Origin of the sequence: Planococcus sp. APC 3900, assembly GCF_030407735.1 — a bacterium.
Classification (GTDB): domain Bacteria; phylum Bacillota; class Bacilli; order Bacillales_A; family Planococcaceae; genus Planococcus; species Planococcus notacanthi.
Window position 1 is genome coordinate 680,885 of sequence record NZ_JASDCT010000001.1, and the last position, 17,207, is coordinate 698,091.

Annotated in this window: 14 protein-coding genes; 12 read left to right on the forward strand and 2 right to left on the reverse strand. The window is 46.6% G+C overall.

The window, feature by feature from the left end; all coding sequences use genetic code 11:
• The first annotated feature begins 24 nt into the window (after positions 1-24).
• The 4 genes from QMA04_RS03425 to QMA04_RS03440 all read left to right on the forward strand — a co-directional run bounded on the left by QMA04_RS03425 (position 25) and on the right by QMA04_RS03440 (position 4,777).
• Positions 25-2,181, forward strand: coding sequence for a beta-propeller domain-containing protein (locus QMA04_RS03425; RefSeq protein WP_290183959.1), 2,157 nt, complete (start codon positions 25-27; stop codon positions 2,179-2,181).
• Positions 2,182-2,287: 106 nt separating this feature from the next.
• The gene (locus QMA04_RS03430) at positions 2,288-3,427 is read left to right on the forward strand and encodes a zinc-dependent alcohol dehydrogenase (RefSeq protein WP_191713462.1); all 1,140 of its coding nucleotides are present in this window, start codon (positions 2,288-2,290) and stop codon (positions 3,425-3,427) included.
• A gap of 114 nt (positions 3,428-3,541) precedes the next feature.
• Complete coding sequence (locus QMA04_RS03435) at positions 3,542-4,297, forward strand: threonine/serine exporter family protein (protein WP_191713463.1); 756 nt, start codon at positions 3,542-3,544, stop codon at positions 4,295-4,297.
• 12 nt (positions 4,298-4,309) lie between these two features.
• Positions 4,310-4,777: a threonine/serine exporter family protein gene (locus tag QMA04_RS03440; RefSeq protein ID WP_191713464.1), complete on the forward strand. Its 468-nt coding sequence runs from the start codon at positions 4,310-4,312 to the stop codon at positions 4,775-4,777.
• Positions 4,778-5,091: 314 nt separating this feature from the next.
• On the opposite strand, the gene QMA04_RS03445 is transcribed toward QMA04_RS03440, so the two are convergent.
• Positions 5,092-7,098, reverse strand: a complete 2,007-nt coding sequence (locus tag QMA04_RS03445; RefSeq protein WP_191713465.1) for a bifunctional diguanylate cyclase/phosphodiesterase — start codon at positions 7,096-7,098, stop codon at positions 5,092-5,094.
• Between the two features lie 166 nt (positions 7,099-7,264).
• Here QMA04_RS03445 and QMA04_RS03450 point away from each other — a divergent pair, with 166 nt between their 5' ends.
• From QMA04_RS03450 to QMA04_RS03475, 6 genes are all read left to right on the forward strand, one after another.
• Positions 7,265-7,798 carry a copper resistance CopC family protein gene (locus QMA04_RS03450; protein WP_191713466.1) on the forward strand — a complete coding sequence of 178 codons (534 nt, stop codon included), beginning with the start codon at positions 7,265-7,267 and terminating at the stop codon, positions 7,796-7,798.
• Positions 7,795-8,856: a copper resistance D family protein gene (locus QMA04_RS03455; protein ID WP_191713467.1), complete on the forward strand. Its 1,062-nt coding sequence runs from the start codon at positions 7,795-7,797 to the stop codon at positions 8,854-8,856. Before QMA04_RS03450 ends, QMA04_RS03455 begins: the two co-directional genes overlap by 4 nt.
• A 59-nt stretch (positions 8,857-8,915) precedes the next feature.
• Entirely contained in the window at positions 8,916-9,830 is a 915-nt protein-coding gene (locus tag QMA04_RS03460; protein WP_290183960.1) for a DMT family transporter, read from the forward strand.
• A gap of 262 nt (positions 9,831-10,092) precedes the next feature.
• Positions 10,093-11,820, forward strand: a complete 1,728-nt coding sequence (locus tag QMA04_RS03465; protein ID WP_290183961.1) for an ABC transporter ATP-binding protein — start codon at positions 10,093-10,095, stop codon at positions 11,818-11,820.
• Positions 11,813-13,636: an ABC transporter ATP-binding protein gene (locus tag QMA04_RS03470; RefSeq protein ID WP_290183962.1), complete on the forward strand. Its 1,824-nt coding sequence runs from the start codon at positions 11,813-11,815 to the stop codon at positions 13,634-13,636. The genes QMA04_RS03465 and QMA04_RS03470 overlap by 8 nt, the downstream gene beginning before the upstream one ends.
• Positions 13,637-13,994: 358 nt before the next feature.
• Complete coding sequence (locus QMA04_RS03475) at positions 13,995-14,840, forward strand: GNAT family N-acetyltransferase (RefSeq protein ID WP_290183963.1); 846 nt, start codon at positions 13,995-13,997, stop codon at positions 14,838-14,840.
• 61 nt (positions 14,841-14,901) lie between these two features.
• Here the strand turns inward: QMA04_RS03475 and QMA04_RS03480 are convergent, their stop codons facing one another.
• Complete coding sequence (locus QMA04_RS03480; RefSeq protein ID WP_191713472.1) at positions 14,902-15,417, reverse strand: YusW family protein; 516 nt, start codon at positions 15,415-15,417, stop codon at positions 14,902-14,904.
• Positions 15,418-15,546: 129 nt separating this feature from the next.
• Here QMA04_RS03480 and kynA point away from each other — a divergent pair, with 129 nt between their 5' ends.
• Both kynA and QMA04_RS03490 read left to right on the forward strand, forming a co-directional pair.
• On the forward strand, positions 15,547-16,401 hold the full coding sequence (gene kynA / locus QMA04_RS03485) for a tryptophan 2,3-dioxygenase (RefSeq protein ID WP_191713473.1): 855 nt from the start codon (positions 15,547-15,549) through the stop codon (positions 16,399-16,401).
• Between the two features lie 10 nt (positions 16,402-16,411).
• Positions 16,412-17,128, forward strand: a complete 717-nt coding sequence (locus QMA04_RS03490; RefSeq protein WP_191713474.1) for a glycerophosphodiester phosphodiesterase family protein — start codon at positions 16,412-16,414, stop codon at positions 17,126-17,128.
• Positions 17,129-17,207: the final 79 nt, after the last annotated feature.

Consider the following 17,207-nt stretch of genomic DNA (forward strand, 5'->3'; position numbering starts at 1 on the left):
ATGTCTGAAAGGGCGTGAAGCATCATGAAGAAGAAAATCTGGGCCATTGCAGCTGTCGTGGCTACAGCGCTTATTCTAGCTTTTGTTTTTCTCAATGATAAGGTGTCGGTGAGCGCATCTCCGGTGGCGTTAGCGGAGCAGGGCTGGAAAGCTAATTTTTCTTCTGCACTTCAGCAGGATGCTGTAAATAACGGCGATCTGTACATCACGGATGCAGAAGGTGAAAACATAGCTGCCGAAATGATCATCCACGCCAATGGCAAGACCTTGGAAGTGCCGGGGCTGGCCACAGGCGAATATCGATTGCATATCAAAAAAAAAGCCTTACAAAACAGTTTTGTAAAAAGCTTAGCAGCTACTGAAATAACGTTCGTTGTTCAGGAACAATTGGAAAAGCTGTCAGAGGAAGAAGAGCTGCGCATGTACTTTTCCCGGCTGATGGAAATGCAGCGAAATAATCCGCGATACGGTGGGGCCGTTGCAGAGAACAGTGAAGAGACGGCCGAATCCTCCGACTCTGCAGCAGGCGAAGCTGAAGGTTCTGGTGGAGGTCATTCAAGCACCAATAATCAAGTGGATGGGGTGGATGAAGCGGACCTGGTGAAAACGGATGGTTCGTATGTCTACTCGATCAGTGAGTCTCGAGTGGTGATTTCGGATGTCCGAAATCCGCAGGGAATGACAGTGGCTGCCGAGCTGCCATTTACAGAAGAAACTTATCCGCAGCAGCTTTTCTTATCAGGCGACACCTTGGTGGTTATGGGCAGCCGCTTTTCTGCCATGCCAACAGATGACTTTCAGCTGCCGGAGAACCAGTTGCCGCATTTGAACGTCACATCTGTTTCTTTATACGATGTCAGCAAGCCCACTTCACCTCAGCTGATCCGCGAGTTTGGCAGTGAAGGGAATTTGAACGGTGCAAGGCTAACGAACAATGTCCTTTACTTTGTCACCAATGTTTACCCGGATTATTGGATCTTGGAAGAACAGGGTGAGCCTGAACTCCGGCCGCATCACTATGATTCGAAAGAAGGCGGGACCCTTCAACCGCTCCCTTACGACAGTATCGCGATTCTGCCTGGAACGATGGAAGGCAGTTATAGCGTCATCACGGCGATCGACCTTGCTGCACCTGAAACCAACGACATTTCGACAGAAGGTTTTTTGGGCGGCAGTGAGCAGCTTTACATGAATGAAGAAAATCTGTATCTGACCGCTTCTGCCTATGTTCCGTTGGATGATGAATCGGTACGGAGCGGCAGAGAAACAATGATTTGGATTCCGGAACAAGCCAATACCGAGATTTTTAAATTCGGGCTGAACGGGACGGCTGTGGAGTTCCTGGCTTCTTCAGAAATAACGGGCTCTCTGCTTAACCAATTTTCCATGGATGAGCACAACGGCTATTTCCGAGCGGTGACCACAGAAGGGATTGCTTGGGATCTCACCACACCATCGAAAAATCATCTGTTCGTTCTGGATGGACAAATGAAGCAGGTTGGATCAGTGGAAGATTTGGCGCCTGGAGAACGGGTTTATTCCGCTCGCTTTATCGGAGATAAAGCCTATATGGTGACTTTCAAAGAAACCGATCCCCTTTTCGTCATTGATATTTCGGCGCCTTCTTCTCCGCAAGTGCTAGGAGAATTGAAAATACCGGGCTTCTCAAATTACTTGCATCCTTTGGATGACAATCATTTGATTGGTTTCGGCTATGATACGAAACTGGTGCCTGAAAAAAATGGAGAACCGCGCGTAGTCACAGGGGGCATGAAAATTTCTTTGTTTGACGTCAGTAACTTTAATGCCCCAGTAGAGAAAGATATGGAAATCATTGGAGGGGCAGGCACTTACTCAGCGCTTCAATACGACCATAAAGCGCTGTTTACGCATAAGGAGAAAAACTTATTCGGTTTTCCAGCTGCCATTTATAAAGAGACTACAGGCGATTACGTGGAATTTGAAGGCGAAGGTGCGTTGATCTACACCATCACGGACCAAGGCATTTCACAAACCGCAAGCTTGGTCGAACAAAGCGACAATCAGTACGAAGATTGGAACACTGCTGTACAGCGGATCCTCTATGTTGGTGACACGCTTTATACAGTCGCGAATGGTGAAATTAAGAGCTATGGTCTGGAGACATTTGAACCCATCAGCATTCTGAAATTTGATCAGTAGCAAAGAAGAGGCGGATTTTTATCCGTCTCTTTTTTTTATATGTTTTTAATTAGCAGAAAAAGGGAAGTTGAGAAGTATTCTGAAAACTATAAATGGAGGGATATCGATGAAAGCCGTAACATTCCAAGGAACAAAAAACATGCAGGTGAAAGAAGTAAAAGATCCTGAAATCCAGAAAAATGATGATATTATCGTGAAAATAACTTCCACGGCTATATGCGGAACAGATTTGCATATTTATCAGGGCGCTTTGCCGACGACAAAAGATACAGTCATTGGGCATGAACCGATGGGGATTGTCGAAGAAGTAGGGTCAGGCGTCACCAAAGTGAAAAAAGGAGATCGCATCGTACTTCCTTTCAACGTCAGCTGTGGCCATTGTTTTTATTGCAGCCATGAAATGGAGAGCCAGTGTGATAATTCAAATGGCAACCCCCATTTCGACACAGGCGGCTATTTCGGCTTAACGGAACGCTATGGAGATTATTCTGGTGGACAAGCTGAATATTTGCGTGTACCTTACGGAAATTTCATGCCGCTTGTCATCCCGGAATCCTCTGAGTTGGAAGATGAATCACTCCTGTTCCTGTCTGACGTTCTACCGACTGCTTGGTGGAGTGTCGAAAACGCAGGAGTGAAAAAAGGCGACACGGTTGTTGTGTTAGGCTGTGGTCCTATCGGGCTCATGACACAGAAATTCGCCTGGATGCAAGGCGCCAGCCGCGTAATTGCGGTGGATGAAATTCCTTACCGGATGGAACTTGCTAAAAAAATGAACAATGTCGAAATTGTTGATTTCAGTAAACATGACAATACAGGGGCTTTAATCCATGAAATCACGCAAGGCGGGGCGAATGTTGTCATCGATTGCGTAGGGATGGATGGCAAGAAATCGCCGGCAGAAGCAGCTCAGCAAAAATTGATGCTGCAAGGTGGTACTCTCAGCGCAATTGATATTGCAAAAGACGCCGTCAGCAAATTTGGTACGATTCAGCTCACAGGAGTTTATGGCTTGACGTACAATATGTTCCCTCTTGGAAATATGTTCGAGCGGAACGTCACCTTGAAAATGGGACAGGCTCCAGTTATTCACCTAATGCCGATGCTTTACAAAAAAATCGAAAACGGAGAATTCGATCCGCGTGAAATCATTTCACATATTGTGCCGCTGGAAAGTGCCGCAGACGCATATCAGATTTTCAACGACCATCAGGATAATTGTACAAAAGTCGTCTTGAAACCATAATTATCGATTCATCTCCAACACACCATTAAACGACCCGACGACCCGGGGCGTTTAATTTTTTGTCCATGTGCGTTATGATGAGTACAGAAACCGACCGCGAGAGGAGAGAGACATGTGGCGCAAATAGGAGAGACCCGGCGCGAACTCGCGTTGGATTGTTTTTTGCTGGCGGGCAGAATCATGATGGAGAGCGGGGCCGAAACCTATCGAGTCGAGGACACAATGATCCGGATGGCGGTATCGCAAAATATGGTGAACTCCCATTGCTTTGTTACACCAACAGGCATCATGTTTTCTCCAAGTGAAGAGCTGGCAACTCGATTTGTTCGAATCAATAACCGGAGCACCGATTTGGAACGGGTGGCACTCGTCAATTCCGTTTCACGAAACCTGGTGTCCGGTGAATATACATTGCAACAGGCTTATGATGAAATGCTGATGATTGATCAAACCAATTATCGATCCAGTATATGGGTGCAGACCCTGGCCGCTTCAGTGGCGAGTGCCTGCTTTTTTATTTTATTGGGCGGCAGTTGGATCAACCTTCCATTTGCTTTTGTAATCGGAGGAATCGGCTTCATCATTGTGGAAAAGATCCTGGAAGAAACGCGTGTTAAGATATTTGCTGAATTTATCGGAGCTTTTGTAATCGGGATACTTGCATCCCTCGCTGTCTATTCAGGGATTGCGACCAATTTGGATACGCTGATCATCGGTTCTATCATGCCGCTCGTTCCGGGATTATTGATCACAAATGCTGTACGGGATTTGATGGCGGGCCATTTTGTATCCGGCTTGTCCAAGGGAGCTGAGGCATTTTTGACGGCCTTTGCCATCGGTGCAGGAATCGCTTTAGTCATATCGTTTTAAGGAGGAAATCAAATGAATTGGCCATTGGAAGCGCTACTTAGTTTTTTGGCGGCAGGCGCATTTGGCGTCATCTTCAATGCCCCGCGCCGGACCCTGGTCAGTTGTGGACTGGTGGGCATGAGCGGATGGCTCATTTACCGCAGCTTCTTTCTGATCTTTGAGGATTCGGTCCAAGCCTCTTTTGCTGGAGCCTTTGCTGTTTCAATTGTGGCACATTTGCTGGCGAAGAAGTTCCGGATGCCCATGATCATATTCAGTATCGCGGGAATCATTCCATTGGTTCCGGGAAGCAAAGCATACAACGCTATGCGCAACATCGTTGAAAACAATTACCTGGAAGCTATCGCTTTCGCATCCGAAGCGTTAATGATCTCCGGAGCTGTGGCAATGGGACTGGTTTTTGCAGAAGTGATGATGCAACTGTTCTTCAAGCGGCAGGCAAAAAGAATACAAAGAAAAATGGGCCTGACACAAGAGTGATTCTTGTTAGTCAGACCCATTTTTAATTTGTGGAAATGAGAGATTGAACAGGCGTTTCCGCTTTTCTTTGTGTCCAGCTCCAGCAGCCAGCCCCTCGAGTCGCTTCATCCTTACCAGCAATGGCTGAAAAATGCCATTACTGGTAAGGATTCCAGCGCTTGTCGGGGCTAAACGGCTGCTTCCGCTTTTCTTTGTCCAGCTCCAGCGCCTAGCTCTTTGGGTCATAAGCCAACCCAGCTGCCGTGGCAAAAAACGCCACTCTGCTGGTCTGTCTTATGCCCGGCAGAGCTACACAGGCGTTTCCGCTTTTCTAGTTAGTTCAACCATTTCTCCAAATCTGCTGCTGTCATCGGATGGCCGATGATGTAGCCTTGAAGGCTGTCGCAGCCCATGGCGCGCAACAGTTCAAACTGTTCATTGGTTTCAACGCCTTCAGCGGTTACTTGGAAGTCGAGTGATTTGCCGAACTGAATCATGCCGTTGATCAGTTTTTGTATTTTTTCCTGTTTAGTGATGGATTGAATAATCGTTTGATCTATTTTTAATGAAGAAATTGGCAGCATAAGCATATAGCGGAATGAGGCGTAACCTGTTCCGAAGTCATCTAACGCAAAACTGATGCCTTCTTGTTGAAGAGTCTTCATTTGAGACATAATCGAACGTTCCGCTTCTGCTTCAAGTGCAAATTTCTCTGTGATCTCGATCATCAAGGAACTTGCTTTGCAGTCATTGATTTTTAATTGTTCAAGTACCATCTTCGCCATGTCTTTGTCTCTGAACTCACGGATAGAAGAGTTGATGCTGATTTGCAAGTCGATGTCCTTGGTTTGCCATTCTTTTAATTGACGGCAGGCAGTTTCGACGACAAAGCTGCCGATTTCATTGATCAAGCCATTTTCTTCAGCAATCGGAATCAGTTCGTCCGGTGTAATGACACCGATTTCCGAATCAGTCCAACGCACCAACGCTTCTACGCGCTCCACTTTGCCGTTGTTCAAATTGACCTGCGGCTGGTAGAGGAGCTGTAAGTTCTTGCGGTCCAAGGCATAGATGAGCCGTTTTTCGATAAATGCTTTACGGTTCAGCCGCTCGTGGTCATCAGATGTCAGTGCGGCAATGGCACTGCCTCCACGGTCTTTCACTTTTTTGATGGTCGCATAGGAAGCTTTGATCAAATGCATGAAATTCTGCTGATCTTCAGGGTATTTCGTGATGGCACCGCTGATGGTCAATGGCACTGCTGTACCTTGAAGGTAAATCGGGTGCTGCTTCAGGTAATGAAGGAAGCCTTCGATAAACCAGTTGCTCAACGGTGTAACCAATGCAAATTCGTGCAGGCCAGCACGCGTGATGATCGAATCGGAAAAATACATCCGAAGGCGCTTAGTGAACTCGATGAGCAGCTCGTTTTCTGTATCCGTATCCGAGACGTCGCGCAATGTGTAAAAACGGTCAATATCCAGGAAAACAAAGGAGAAATGACGTTCTTCTTCTATGTATTCATTTACGACCTGTTCAAGGCGATGGCGATTCTCAAGGCCGGTGACCGGATCAATAAAAGCAATTTCTTCGAGATGCTGCTGGGCTTTCTTATTGGCGGTTATGTCTTTTTCCAGGAAAATGTAATAAGTATCATCACCGGAAAGCTGCATCGGAATGGCCGTTAAGTCCACCCAGTAGATTTCTCCATCTTTTTTCACTTTTTTCGCTTCACCGTTCCAGACATTTCCTTGTCTGAGAGTGGACAAAATCGAATCGACAAACTGAACGTCTTCTTCACTGTCTCCGAACATATGCCAAACAGGCTTGCCCAAAATACGTTTTGGTGTCCACTTGCTCAACTTCAAAAACAGTGGGTTCGCATAGGTAATCAAAAATTCCTGATCGAAATAAAGCAACATGAAAGAGTCGTCCAGACCGTTCCGCAAATGGTTTAATTCTTTAGCGGGAGAACCGTCTTCATCGGTTTCGTCCAGTTCGTAGATGGTCATGACATACTGCTCGTCGTCGGCTGTATAGGATTTGGCTACAACTGTTGTATATGCTTTTACTCCGTCGCCCATTTCGATTTCCACATCTTCAAATCTGACCGGTTCCTTAGTCTTTAGTAACTTGTCCCAGGACTGCTTGTTCAACGCTGCTTTTTCGGGATTCATATAAGGAGAGAGCTGTCCTTTGACAGCTTCGGATTCTATTTGGAAAACACGTTCAGCATGCTGATTGCACCATGCAATGAACCCATTTTTATCCATGATAATGATGGGGAATGGAATATGGTTGAAAACGAGGGTATCGGCTAATTTTCCTTGCAATTCGCTCATTCTTTGACGCTCCTTAACCGTAGTCTATTCTTATTATAGAGAAGAAAAGGTCTATCGTCATCCTTTTCAAAATAATCTCTATGACAAGTTTATGGTTTTTTCACTATCCTTTAGCCGATAATCGTGAGAGAATAGGCATAAATCATAAGAAAATTGAGGTAAGAGTATGTTAAAGAAAATTTTTGTATTATTATTCCTGATTTTTATAATTCCTTTTTCAACTCTGGCACATACGACTCTATTGTCATCGACACCTGCTGAAGGTGAAAATTTGACGGAAGCCTTAAAAGAGGCGGAACTGGTTTTTGGAACAAGAATTGAAGAAGGCAGTACGATGACAATTGAAGGAGAAAACGGTTCTTTTGAATTCGACAGTATTGCTATTGAAGGGGATACAATGAACGGCATTTTCAGTGAAACCTTGGAAAATGGATCTTATCGTATTCTTTGGAATATCATTGGAGAAGATGGACACCCGATAGAAGGGGAAATCGCTTTTGGGGTAACTGTTGAAGAAGAGGAAGCTCCGGTTGCCGCTGAAACAGCCGAAGAGCCGGCAGAGGAATCTGCGGCACCTTCAGAAGAAGTGGTAGAACAACAGCCTGAAGAAGGCGGCAATTTACTGGTAACGATTCTGCTTGTGGCGGCTGCTGTTTTGGTCGTCTACGGAATCTTTAAGTTGCTCAAGAAGAAAAAATGATGTCTTTCTCCGCAATTGCCGATGTCTTGCTGTATGTCGCTTTTTCGTATCTCGCAGGCTCGATTGTACTCCAGTTTATCCCGGATGACCGAAAGCCATCGCTATCCACTTCCAAAATTCTGCTGCTGCTCAGTACGGCCGGTGTTATTGTGCTGTCCTTTATGCCGGTCTATGAATTGGCTTTATTCCTGCAGAGCAGCCAAGGATGGGGCGAGGCTTATCAGAATGCCATTACCGGGTTCCGGGTAGGGCAAGGCTGGTTGATCACAGTGCTGCTCAGCATCATTTTGGGAATCTCCATCTATTTGGGGGGCAGCCGGTATATTCAGGCGCTGTACTTATTTTTACTTATTTTGACCGTGGGCTTTTACAGCCACATTTCCACGCTTGATTTGTGGGCCGGCTTCGCTCTTCATTCCATCCATGTTCTTTTCATGGCAATGTGGGCGGGGGTTCTGCTCCATGTAAGCTGGTTCGCAAAGGATGGCTCAAATTGGCGGCGCTTTCTGTCCTGGTTTACGCCTTTTGCGTTTTTCTGTGTGGCAGCCGTCATAGGCAGCGGCATCATTATTATGTTCTTTTTTGTGGCGCCGGCCGATTATGCGAATTCCTGGGCATTGCCTTATGGCCAATTGCTGTTGCTGAAGCACCTAAGCATTATTCCGGTGCTGTTGGCGGCTTTGATCAATGGCTTTCTCAATAAGCAAAAAGTTTTCCGGCAGTCTTGGCTAAAACTTGAAAGTACCCTGTTGCTGCTTGTTTTTGTTTTTACTGCGTTTATGAGCAAACAGGCTCCTCCTCATGACGTTAATGACACACTCCGGATTGAAGGCGGAGCTTGGTTTTTGGAGGGATTGGCGGGACCATTATATATCCCGCTGGCAGCCGGATTGGATTGGACATTGAACGGCTCACTGCTGATGGGGCTTGGCTTGCTGCTATTGGCTATGATGCTGTTGAGTTTTTTCCGACAGCTGAATGCTTGGCTGTCATTGCTGTTCAGTCTCGGCTTTATCATTTGTTTCTACGTGGGCTTAATGATGAATCTGTCATTCTAAATAATTAATGGCCAATCTTTCGGGATTGGTTTTTCTATTGGAAGGAAAGGAGAGCTGATATGGAACGTCTAAAAGGAATAGCCATGATATTAATCGGAGCGATGCTGTGGGGAGCCTCGGGTCCTTTGATGGAATGGACCATGGAAGTTTACGGGATTTCCGTTCCATTTCTCTTAACTATACGATTGACGGTGGCGGGCCTTTTCCTGCTTCTTTTCTTGAAGCTGAAAGGCGTGCGGATTACGGCCATTTTCCGCAACAAAATGTGGATCCGGCCTTTGCTGATATTTTCCGTATTGGGAATGTTGGGTGTCCAGTATAGTTTTGTCGCTGCCATCGAAGCAAGCAATGCAGTAGTCGCCACTTTGATGCAATTTTTGGCGCCTGTCTATATTATTGCTTTTGTTTCTCTAACACATAAAAAATTGCCGCCGGTCTACCAAATTATCGGAATGGCAGGAACATTAGCGGGATTGTTCCTGTTGCTGACCAATGGCAGGCCTGACCAACTGATTATTAGCGGAGAAGCATTCTTCTGGGGAATTCTCGTCGGACTGGCTTTCACATTTTATACGCTTTACCCTGCACAGCTTATGCAGGAATGGGGCGTCCTGCTCGTTGTCGGCTGGTCGATGCTTTTTGGCGGAATTTTTTTAGGGCTGGTAAATCCTATCTTCCTTTCAGATGAATGGCCGGTCTTGGCCCAATGGCCGGTAATTGGATCCATATTTGCCATCATTGTCGTCGGCACAGCTGCCTTTATCTTGTTTCTAAGCAGCATGCGCTACATTACGGCCGTCGAAACCAGCATTCTTTCATCCATGGAACCGTTGACAGCAATGGTCATCTCCGTGTTCTGGTTCGGGCAGGTGCTGTCGCCGATTCAATTGTTTGGGGCATTCGCCATGCTGGTGTTTGTCACCTGGTTGTCGCTTGCCGGCAATCCAAAGAAGAAAACTGCACAGGTGAATTAGCATAAGGATTCGGTTCTTTGGCGCGGATCAATATGATCAATAAAAGCAAAATGGTAATGAATGATACCTATCACCTGAAAAAGCGATGCCCCTTAAAAAGGCATCGCTTTTCTGGCTTATTCCGCTATAGCGATCAAAAGGAATGAAGAATCGGGCTGCTTGATGTTTGCTTTAAAATAGAAATCTCTATTCGATATCTGAAAATTATGGCATACTAGTCAATATAAAGGTTCGAGTTTCGAAACGTTTAGGAGGCACTCCCATGAAAACAGTTTTTTCATATGCCAAACCATATAAATTTTATATCGTCATTGCATTGATTTTGATGCTTCTGGAATTGACAGTGGAGTTGCTTCAGCCGCTTGTCATTGCGAGCATTATCGACCAAGGGATCGTGGCGAGAGATCAGGACGTTATCATTCAATTGGGCTTAGTGCTGATGGGCTTGTCGGTCATCGCCTTTGTATCGGGCATCGTCAATTCGTATTTTGCAGCACATGCCTCGCAAAGTTTTTCGTTTGATCTTCGGCAGGCTCTTTATGGGCGGATCCAATCATTTTCACTGGCTATGTTCAACAAATTCCCGGCTTCGGGTTTGATTACACGATTGACCAGTGATGTCACGTTGGTGCAGCAAGTCCTCTATATGGGGCTTCGGATTATGCTGCGCGCCCCTTTGCTTGTCATCGGAAGCATGATTATGGCATTTGTCGTTAATCCGAAACTGGCCTTTTATTTGGTGATTGTTTTTCCATTCTTATTGATATTCCTGTATGCCATGGTCAAAAAAGGAGTCAGCTATTTCGGTTTTGTCCAAAAGCGTCTGGACCGGGTCAACCGGATTGTTCAGGAAAATCTGCAGGCTGTGCGTTTGATCAAAGCCTATCTGCGCGGAAAATATGAAACCAACCGTTTTTCGGAAGTGGCAGGCTCATTGAAAATTGATACAGTAAAAGCATTTCGCATCATGGAAATCATTTTGCCGATTTTATTGTTCGGCATGAACTTGTCCTTATTGGCTGTTTTATGGTTTGGCGCCTTTGAAATCCGCAGTGGCGGTGCCCAAATCGGTGAATTGGTCGCCATTGTCAATTACGCGATGCGGATGACGGGTGCTTTCACCATGTTCTCTTTCATCATCATGATATTTGCCCGTGCGAAAGCATCCTCAGAGCGCATTGAGGAAGTGCTGCTGGCAGAGGATGTCCGTGAAAAAGATGAGAGCGGCGAATCCAAAGAAGTGCACCGCGGTGAAATCCGTTTCGAGAATGTTTCGTTCATGTACCCGGAAACTTCAAGGCCGGTGCTGCACAATATTTCCTTCCATTTGAAAGCCAATGAAAAACTGGCAATTATGGGAGCGACCGGCTCCGGCAAATCTTCTTTGCTGCAGCTGATTCCGCGTTTCTATGACGCCACCGAAGGAACGGTCTCAATCCATGGCAGGAATGTAACGAAATGGCAGCTGCGGGCTCTGCGAAAAACGATCGGCATTGTGCCCCAACAATCGCTCCTTTTTACAGGGACCATTTCCAATAACTTATCTTGGGGGAAAGACGAAGTGGTGCAGGATGAACTGGCTGACGCGGCGATCAAAGCGCAGATCCACGAAACGGTCGAACGTTTTCCGAAAGGCTATTACACCCGCGTGGGTCAAAAAGGCGTCAATTTATCCGGCGGCCAAAAACAGCGTCTGTCGATCGCCCGCGCTTTGGTGCGCAAACCGTCCATTTTGATTTTGGATGACAGCACAAGTGCACTGGATGTTAAAACCGAAGCAGCATTATGGGAAGAGTTGGAACAGGAACAAGCGACAATGCTGGTGGTTACGCAGAAAATCAGGACCGCTATGAGGGCGGACCGGATTCTGTTGCTGGAAGATGGCCAAATTTCCGGTTACGGCACCCATGCCGAGCTCTTGGAAAGTTCTGTGCTGTATCGCCAGATTGCGATGTCCCAACAGGAAGAGGAGGTTGATGAATATGTTTAATGCCATTCGCCGCCCATTCGGCCATGAACCGCTTTTTTCGAGAGAAGACTTGAAGAAAAAGGATGAGAAGAAGAACGAACGTGCAGAAAACTGGAAATCAACCTTGCTGCAGATTTGGAGACTGGTCGACGAGCAGCGCTTCCTGCTGATTGTGGTCTTGTCGCTGGTGTTCGTCAGCTCGGCTCTTGCCTTGCTGGGACCTTATTTGATCGGCTTCATCATTGATGAATACATCGTTCCCCAGAGTTTTAATGGCATGGGCATCGTCGTCGCGTGGTTGATTGTCGTCTATATCGGGCATTCCGTTTCGCTGTATCTGCAGAATTTCTGGATGGTGGGAATCGCCCAGCAAGTGATTTTCCGCATGCGGACGCGGCTCTTTTCACATCTTCAGCGCCTGCCGGTATCGTTTTTTGATAAACGGCAGCATGGGGAACTGATGAGCCGTATGACCAATGATATCGAAAACGTTTCTTCGACCTTGAATACGTCTTTTATCCAGGTGTTTTCGAGTATTTTGACTTTGACCGGTACGGCGATCGTCATGCTGACCCTGAGCCCGTTGTTGACGTTGTTGACCTTGATCATCATTCCGCTTATGTACATTTCGATCCAATGGATCACCAAACGCACTGGCAGGCTCTATAAAGAACAGCAAAAAGCAATCGGTGAATTGAACGGCATGATCGAAGAAACGATTTCCGGACAAAAAATCATTAAGGCGTTTTCACAGGAACCCCGTGTCATGGAAGAATTCCGCGAAAAAAGCGAACGGCTTCGGCGTGCCGGTTTTTGGGCATGGACCTATGCCGGCTTTATTCCAAAAGTCATGAACTTCCTGAACAACGGCAGTTTTGCCATCGTGGCAGGTGTCGGAGGCATCCTGGCGCTTAACGGGTCCGTGTCGATCGGTGTCATTGTCATTTTCACAGAGTACTCCCGACAATTTACCCGTCCATTAAACGATTTAGCCAATCAGTTCAACACCGTTTTGTCTGCAATTGCTGGAGCTGAACGGGTTTTCTCGATTATGGATGAAACAGAAGAAAAAGACGACCAGGTCCTCAACGTGGAAAAACAGTTGGAAGGCGAAGTGGTTTTCGACCAGGTGTCGTTTAAGTATGAAGGCGCAGAAGAAGATTGGACCATTCGTGATGTCAGCTTTTCCGTCGGCATCGGCCAAACTGCAGCACTTGTCGGTGCGACTGGGGCAGGCAAGACGACAATCATGCAGCTCTTGGCGCGTTTCTATGATGCCAATGAAGGCGAAATTCGTCTTGACGGCACCCCGATTGCAGAGATGCCGCGTGAAACCTTGCGCAAACAGATCGCTTTTGTGCTGCAGGATCCGTTTCTGTTCGAAGCGAGTGTCAGCGACAATATCCGTTACGGGAAATTGGATGCAACGGATGAAGAAGTAGTGGAGGCAGCAAAAGGTGCCAATGCCCATGACTTTATCGAGAAGCTGCCAGATGGTTATGACACGATCCTGACAGGAGACGGCTCCATGATCAGCCAGGGACAGAAGCAATTGCTGTCGATTGCCCGTGCGTTGATTGCCGATCCGGTTATCCTGTTGCTGGATGAAGCGACGAGCAGCATCGATACGGTTACCGAACTGAAAATCCAGGAAGCGCTGGAGCACTTGATGGCAGGGCGAACCAGTTTTGTCATCGCCCACCGATTGAATACGGTGCGAAAAGCCGATATGGTCTTGGTTATGGAAATGGGAAGATTGGTGGAATCAGGAACGCAGCAGCAGTTATTGAACGGAAATGGCATTTACGCCAATATGCTGGCTGATGCGAAATTATAAAGAGAAACTTCGCTCAGTGGGGGTCTTCCCCACTGAGCGTTAGTTGAACCAATCGGACTTTTACGGTCAGTAAACCCCCGTTGAAAAGTGGGGGGTGTACTGCCCGTTGAAGCGGGATAAAGAGAAATTTCGCTCAGTGGGGTCTTCCCCACTGAGCGTCTGTATCGGATAACTAGAAGGCCTGTTCCGGAAAATTCGGAGCAGGTCTTTCTGATTGAAAAGGTCTGTGTTTTTCTTTCTTTTCAAGCTCGATTTGTCCAGTTGATGTGATAGGATGAAAATACAGAGAAATACTGAAAAAACGAGAGCTATTCCCGCGCATTGCATTAGCAGGATATCGTTTACAGGAGGTTGAAAAATGGATTTATCGCTATCGATCGTTTCATTTCCGATAGATGAGCAAACTGCCAGCGACATGGCGCAATTGCTCGAACATCTGCCATCCGAGAATCGGACAGTTCTCCATCCATCGCTATGGAGAGCGGATGAATCCAGGGGTTTCGCAGTGATTGCCTATACCGCTGAGGATGAATTGATCGGGTTTGCTGCGGCAGCGGATATGGTGGGCCTTCACCATTATGAGTGGTCGCTTTTCGTCCATCCGGATTACCGCCGGCTTTCGCTTGGAACAGCGCTGGCAGACGGTGTGGCTCATGCTTTGGCGCAGCGCCAGGCGGAAAGTGAACTGGCGGCTTTCGTCAACAATTCGGACATCGCTGCATTTATGGAAAGCCTTGGCTTCCGCCCGGATTTCAAGGAGATCCTGCTATCTGCAGAACCGCTGCCAAGCAGTAGCCTGCCGGAGGAGTTTCAGGTGGTTCCTTATGCAGGAGAAGCGGAGGAATTGACTGAGTTGCTGGCTAAGGCATTCGACGACAGCATTCTGCCGATATTGGAGCATAATATGGAGGCTTCGGAAAGAGAAATATGGCTGTTCAAGAAAGATGGGCAGCCCCTTGCCACGGCAACGCTTTTGACAGAAGAAGGTGCATTATGGGTAACGGCATTTGCTGTCCATCCGGATCAGCAGGGGAGAGGCTATGGCAAGCTGTTCTTGAAATGGTGCCGGGAACTGGCTTTCAAGCGTAACCTTGAAAAAGTCCTTTTGGATGTCGAAACAGAGAATGATGCGCTCCATGTCTATGAGAAATCAGGTTTTCACAGACTGCAGACAATTTCATATTGGAAACGGGAAACAGCTTAGAAAAATGAAAAACCATCCGCTTATGCGAATGGTTTCCCTGTCGGCAACAGCTGCTTTTAAATCAATTGCCGGTTTGTTTATATTCTTTATCGGTGCCGTCCGGATATCTGACTTCAATTTCGATTTCGGTATAACCACTATCGATGCCAAAGGCTTCGACGACCTGTGAGATGGCTTCATCATCGGGAGTGTCCGTTGTCAGTTCCAATTGGCTGAGGCCGGGTTCGATTTCATCCATGGCATCATTTCCTGACAAATTCGTTTCCGTCATTTTGTTTTGGTATTCAGCTTCCACTTTGTCACGGTCTTCTTCATAATTGATTTCAATCATGTCATCCATGTCGGGGAAATCGACATTAACATCAAGTTCAGTAAAGCCGAATGTTTCACCGCCGATGCTACCTTCGTCCAGGCCGCCTTCAGGAGAAGCGTTGCTGGTTCCACCGGCATCAGCAGGCTGTCCTTGATTTTCATTATTTACAGGCTCAGTCACTTGTTCGTCATCCCCACAGGCGGCAAGAAGCAGCACCGAAGAAAAAAGTATGGGAGCCAATAGATTTTTTTTGTTACTAGTCATTTGCTAACATCCTTTCGGGGAATTGGTATAGTAAGCACTTTCCCGTTTTTTTGAGAATTTAATCATTTGCAGACGAAACGGTAAAACAGACCAGCAGAGCCCAAGCCGAGAATGAACGGAGCAACTTTGATGAACAACTATGAAAATGGACAGAATATCGCCGCTGCCGCTGAGAAGAATATCCGCACAGATTTTAAGGAAAGCATGACATATGGTGACTATCTTCATCTGGACAAGCTCTTGACGGCACAAGATGGCGTCAGTGGCCATCATGACGAAACCTTGTTTATTATCATCCACCAAGTATCGGAACTGTGGATGAAGCTGATCTTGCATGAACTGCAGGCAGCTATCGACAATATCCATAAAGATGATCTTCAGCCGGCGTTCAAGCAATTGGCCAGGGTCTCACGTATCCAATCCCAGATTATCCAGGGCTGGGATGTGTTGTCGACATTGACGCCTGCTGAATACATGGAGTTCAGGGACGATCTCGGCAATGCCAGTGGATTCCAATCCTACCAATATCGCATGATTGAATTTGCACTTGGTTATAAAACCAAACATGTGTTGAAAATCTACGAAAAAGATGCGCCGCTTCATGCCGAACTTGAAAAAGCTTTTAACGCTCCAGGGCTCTATGATGCAGCGATTCAAAAACTGGCCAGAAGCGGGTTTGCTATCGATAAAGAGATATTGGAGCGGGATGTCAGCATGGTCTACGAATCGAATGAAAGTGTACGCGATGCCTGGAAAACGGTTTACCGTGACGTGGATACGCATTGGGAACTGTACCAGCTGGCTGAAAAACTAGTAGACATTGAAGATTGGCTCCAGCAATGGCGCTTCCGCCATATGAAAACAGTGGAACGTATCATCGGTTTCAAACAAGGAACGGGCGGTTCGTCGGGAGTCAATTACTTGAAAAAGGTTCTGGATCAATACTTTTTCCCGGAATTATGGGAGATACGAACAGATATTTAGGAGGGGTTTTGTGAAGATTTACGCACATAGAGGCTGCTCAGGGGCCTATCCGGAAAATACATTAGTGGCCTTTCGTGCAGCAGCTGAATTGCCGATTACAGGCGTCGAAATTGATGTGCATTTAACCAGAGATGGAGAAATCGTCGTCATCCATGATGAAAAAGTCAACCGCACCACCAACGGCAAAGGCTATGTAAAAGATAAGACCTTAAAAGAACTTCGTGAATTGGATTGCGGTTCCTGGTACTCCGAAGAATGGAGCGGCGAAAAGATTCCGACACTGGATGAAATCTTTGATATTTTTGAAGAGACCAACCACAGGCTGAATATCGAATTAAAGACCGATGTCTTTCCTTATGATGGCTTAGCGGATAAAGTTGTCGACCTCGCTGCAAAACGCGGGTTCACGGATCGTGTGCTGATTTCTTCTTTCAACCACGAAGATATTCTATCGATTGTGCAGGACAAACAGGTTGAAAGCGCCATCCTGACTTTTGAAGTGCTGGTTGACGTTTACGACTATGCCCGCGTTATCGGAACAAAACGCATTCATATTTCCTTGCCATCCGCTTTCAGAAGAATGACAACAGACGCTTTGCGAAAAGGCGCCATCGTCTATGTTTATACGGTCAATGACCTGAGCTACGCGGAAGAACTGCAGAAAATCGGCGTCCACGGAATTTTTACCGATCATCCCGAAAAGATGCTGGAACATTTCGGACAATAGAGTCGGAAGTAACAGGAGTCGGGCTTTCAAAGACTAGGGTGCAGAAAAAAATAGTGCCACTAAAGAAGGCGAAAAAAGA

Coding starts and splice junctions, on each gene's coding strand:
- QMA04_RS03425 (WP_290183959.1), top strand. CDS start 25: ATGAAGAAGAAAATCTGGGCCATTGCAGCTGTCGTGGCTACAGCGCTT.
- QMA04_RS03430 (WP_191713462.1), top strand. CDS start 2,288: ATGAAAGCCGTAACATTCCAAGGAACAAAAAACATGCAGGTGAAAGAA.
- QMA04_RS03440 (WP_191713464.1), top strand. CDS start 4,310: ATGAATTGGCCATTGGAAGCGCTACTTAGTTTTTTGGCGGCAGGCGCA.
- QMA04_RS03445 (WP_191713465.1), bottom strand. CDS start 7,098: ATGAGCGAATTGCAAGGAAAATTAGCCGATACCCTCGTTTTCAACCAT.
- QMA04_RS03450 (WP_191713466.1), top strand. CDS start 7,265: ATGTTAAAGAAAATTTTTGTATTATTATTCCTGATTTTTATAATTCCT.
- QMA04_RS03455 (WP_191713467.1), top strand. CDS start 7,795: ATGATGTCTTTCTCCGCAATTGCCGATGTCTTGCTGTATGTCGCTTTT.
- QMA04_RS03460 (WP_290183960.1), top strand. CDS start 8,916: ATGGAACGTCTAAAAGGAATAGCCATGATATTAATCGGAGCGATGCTG.
- QMA04_RS03465 (WP_290183961.1), top strand. CDS start 10,093: ATGAAAACAGTTTTTTCATATGCCAAACCATATAAATTTTATATCGTC.
- QMA04_RS03470 (WP_290183962.1), top strand. CDS start 11,813: ATGTTTAATGCCATTCGCCGCCCATTCGGCCATGAACCGCTTTTTTCG.
- QMA04_RS03475 (WP_290183963.1), top strand. CDS start 13,995: ATGGATTTATCGCTATCGATCGTTTCATTTCCGATAGATGAGCAAACT.
- QMA04_RS03480 (WP_191713472.1), bottom strand. CDS start 15,417: ATGACTAGTAACAAAAAAAATCTATTGGCTCCCATACTTTTTTCTTCG.
- kynA (WP_191713473.1), top strand. CDS start 15,547: ATGAACAACTATGAAAATGGACAGAATATCGCCGCTGCCGCTGAGAAG.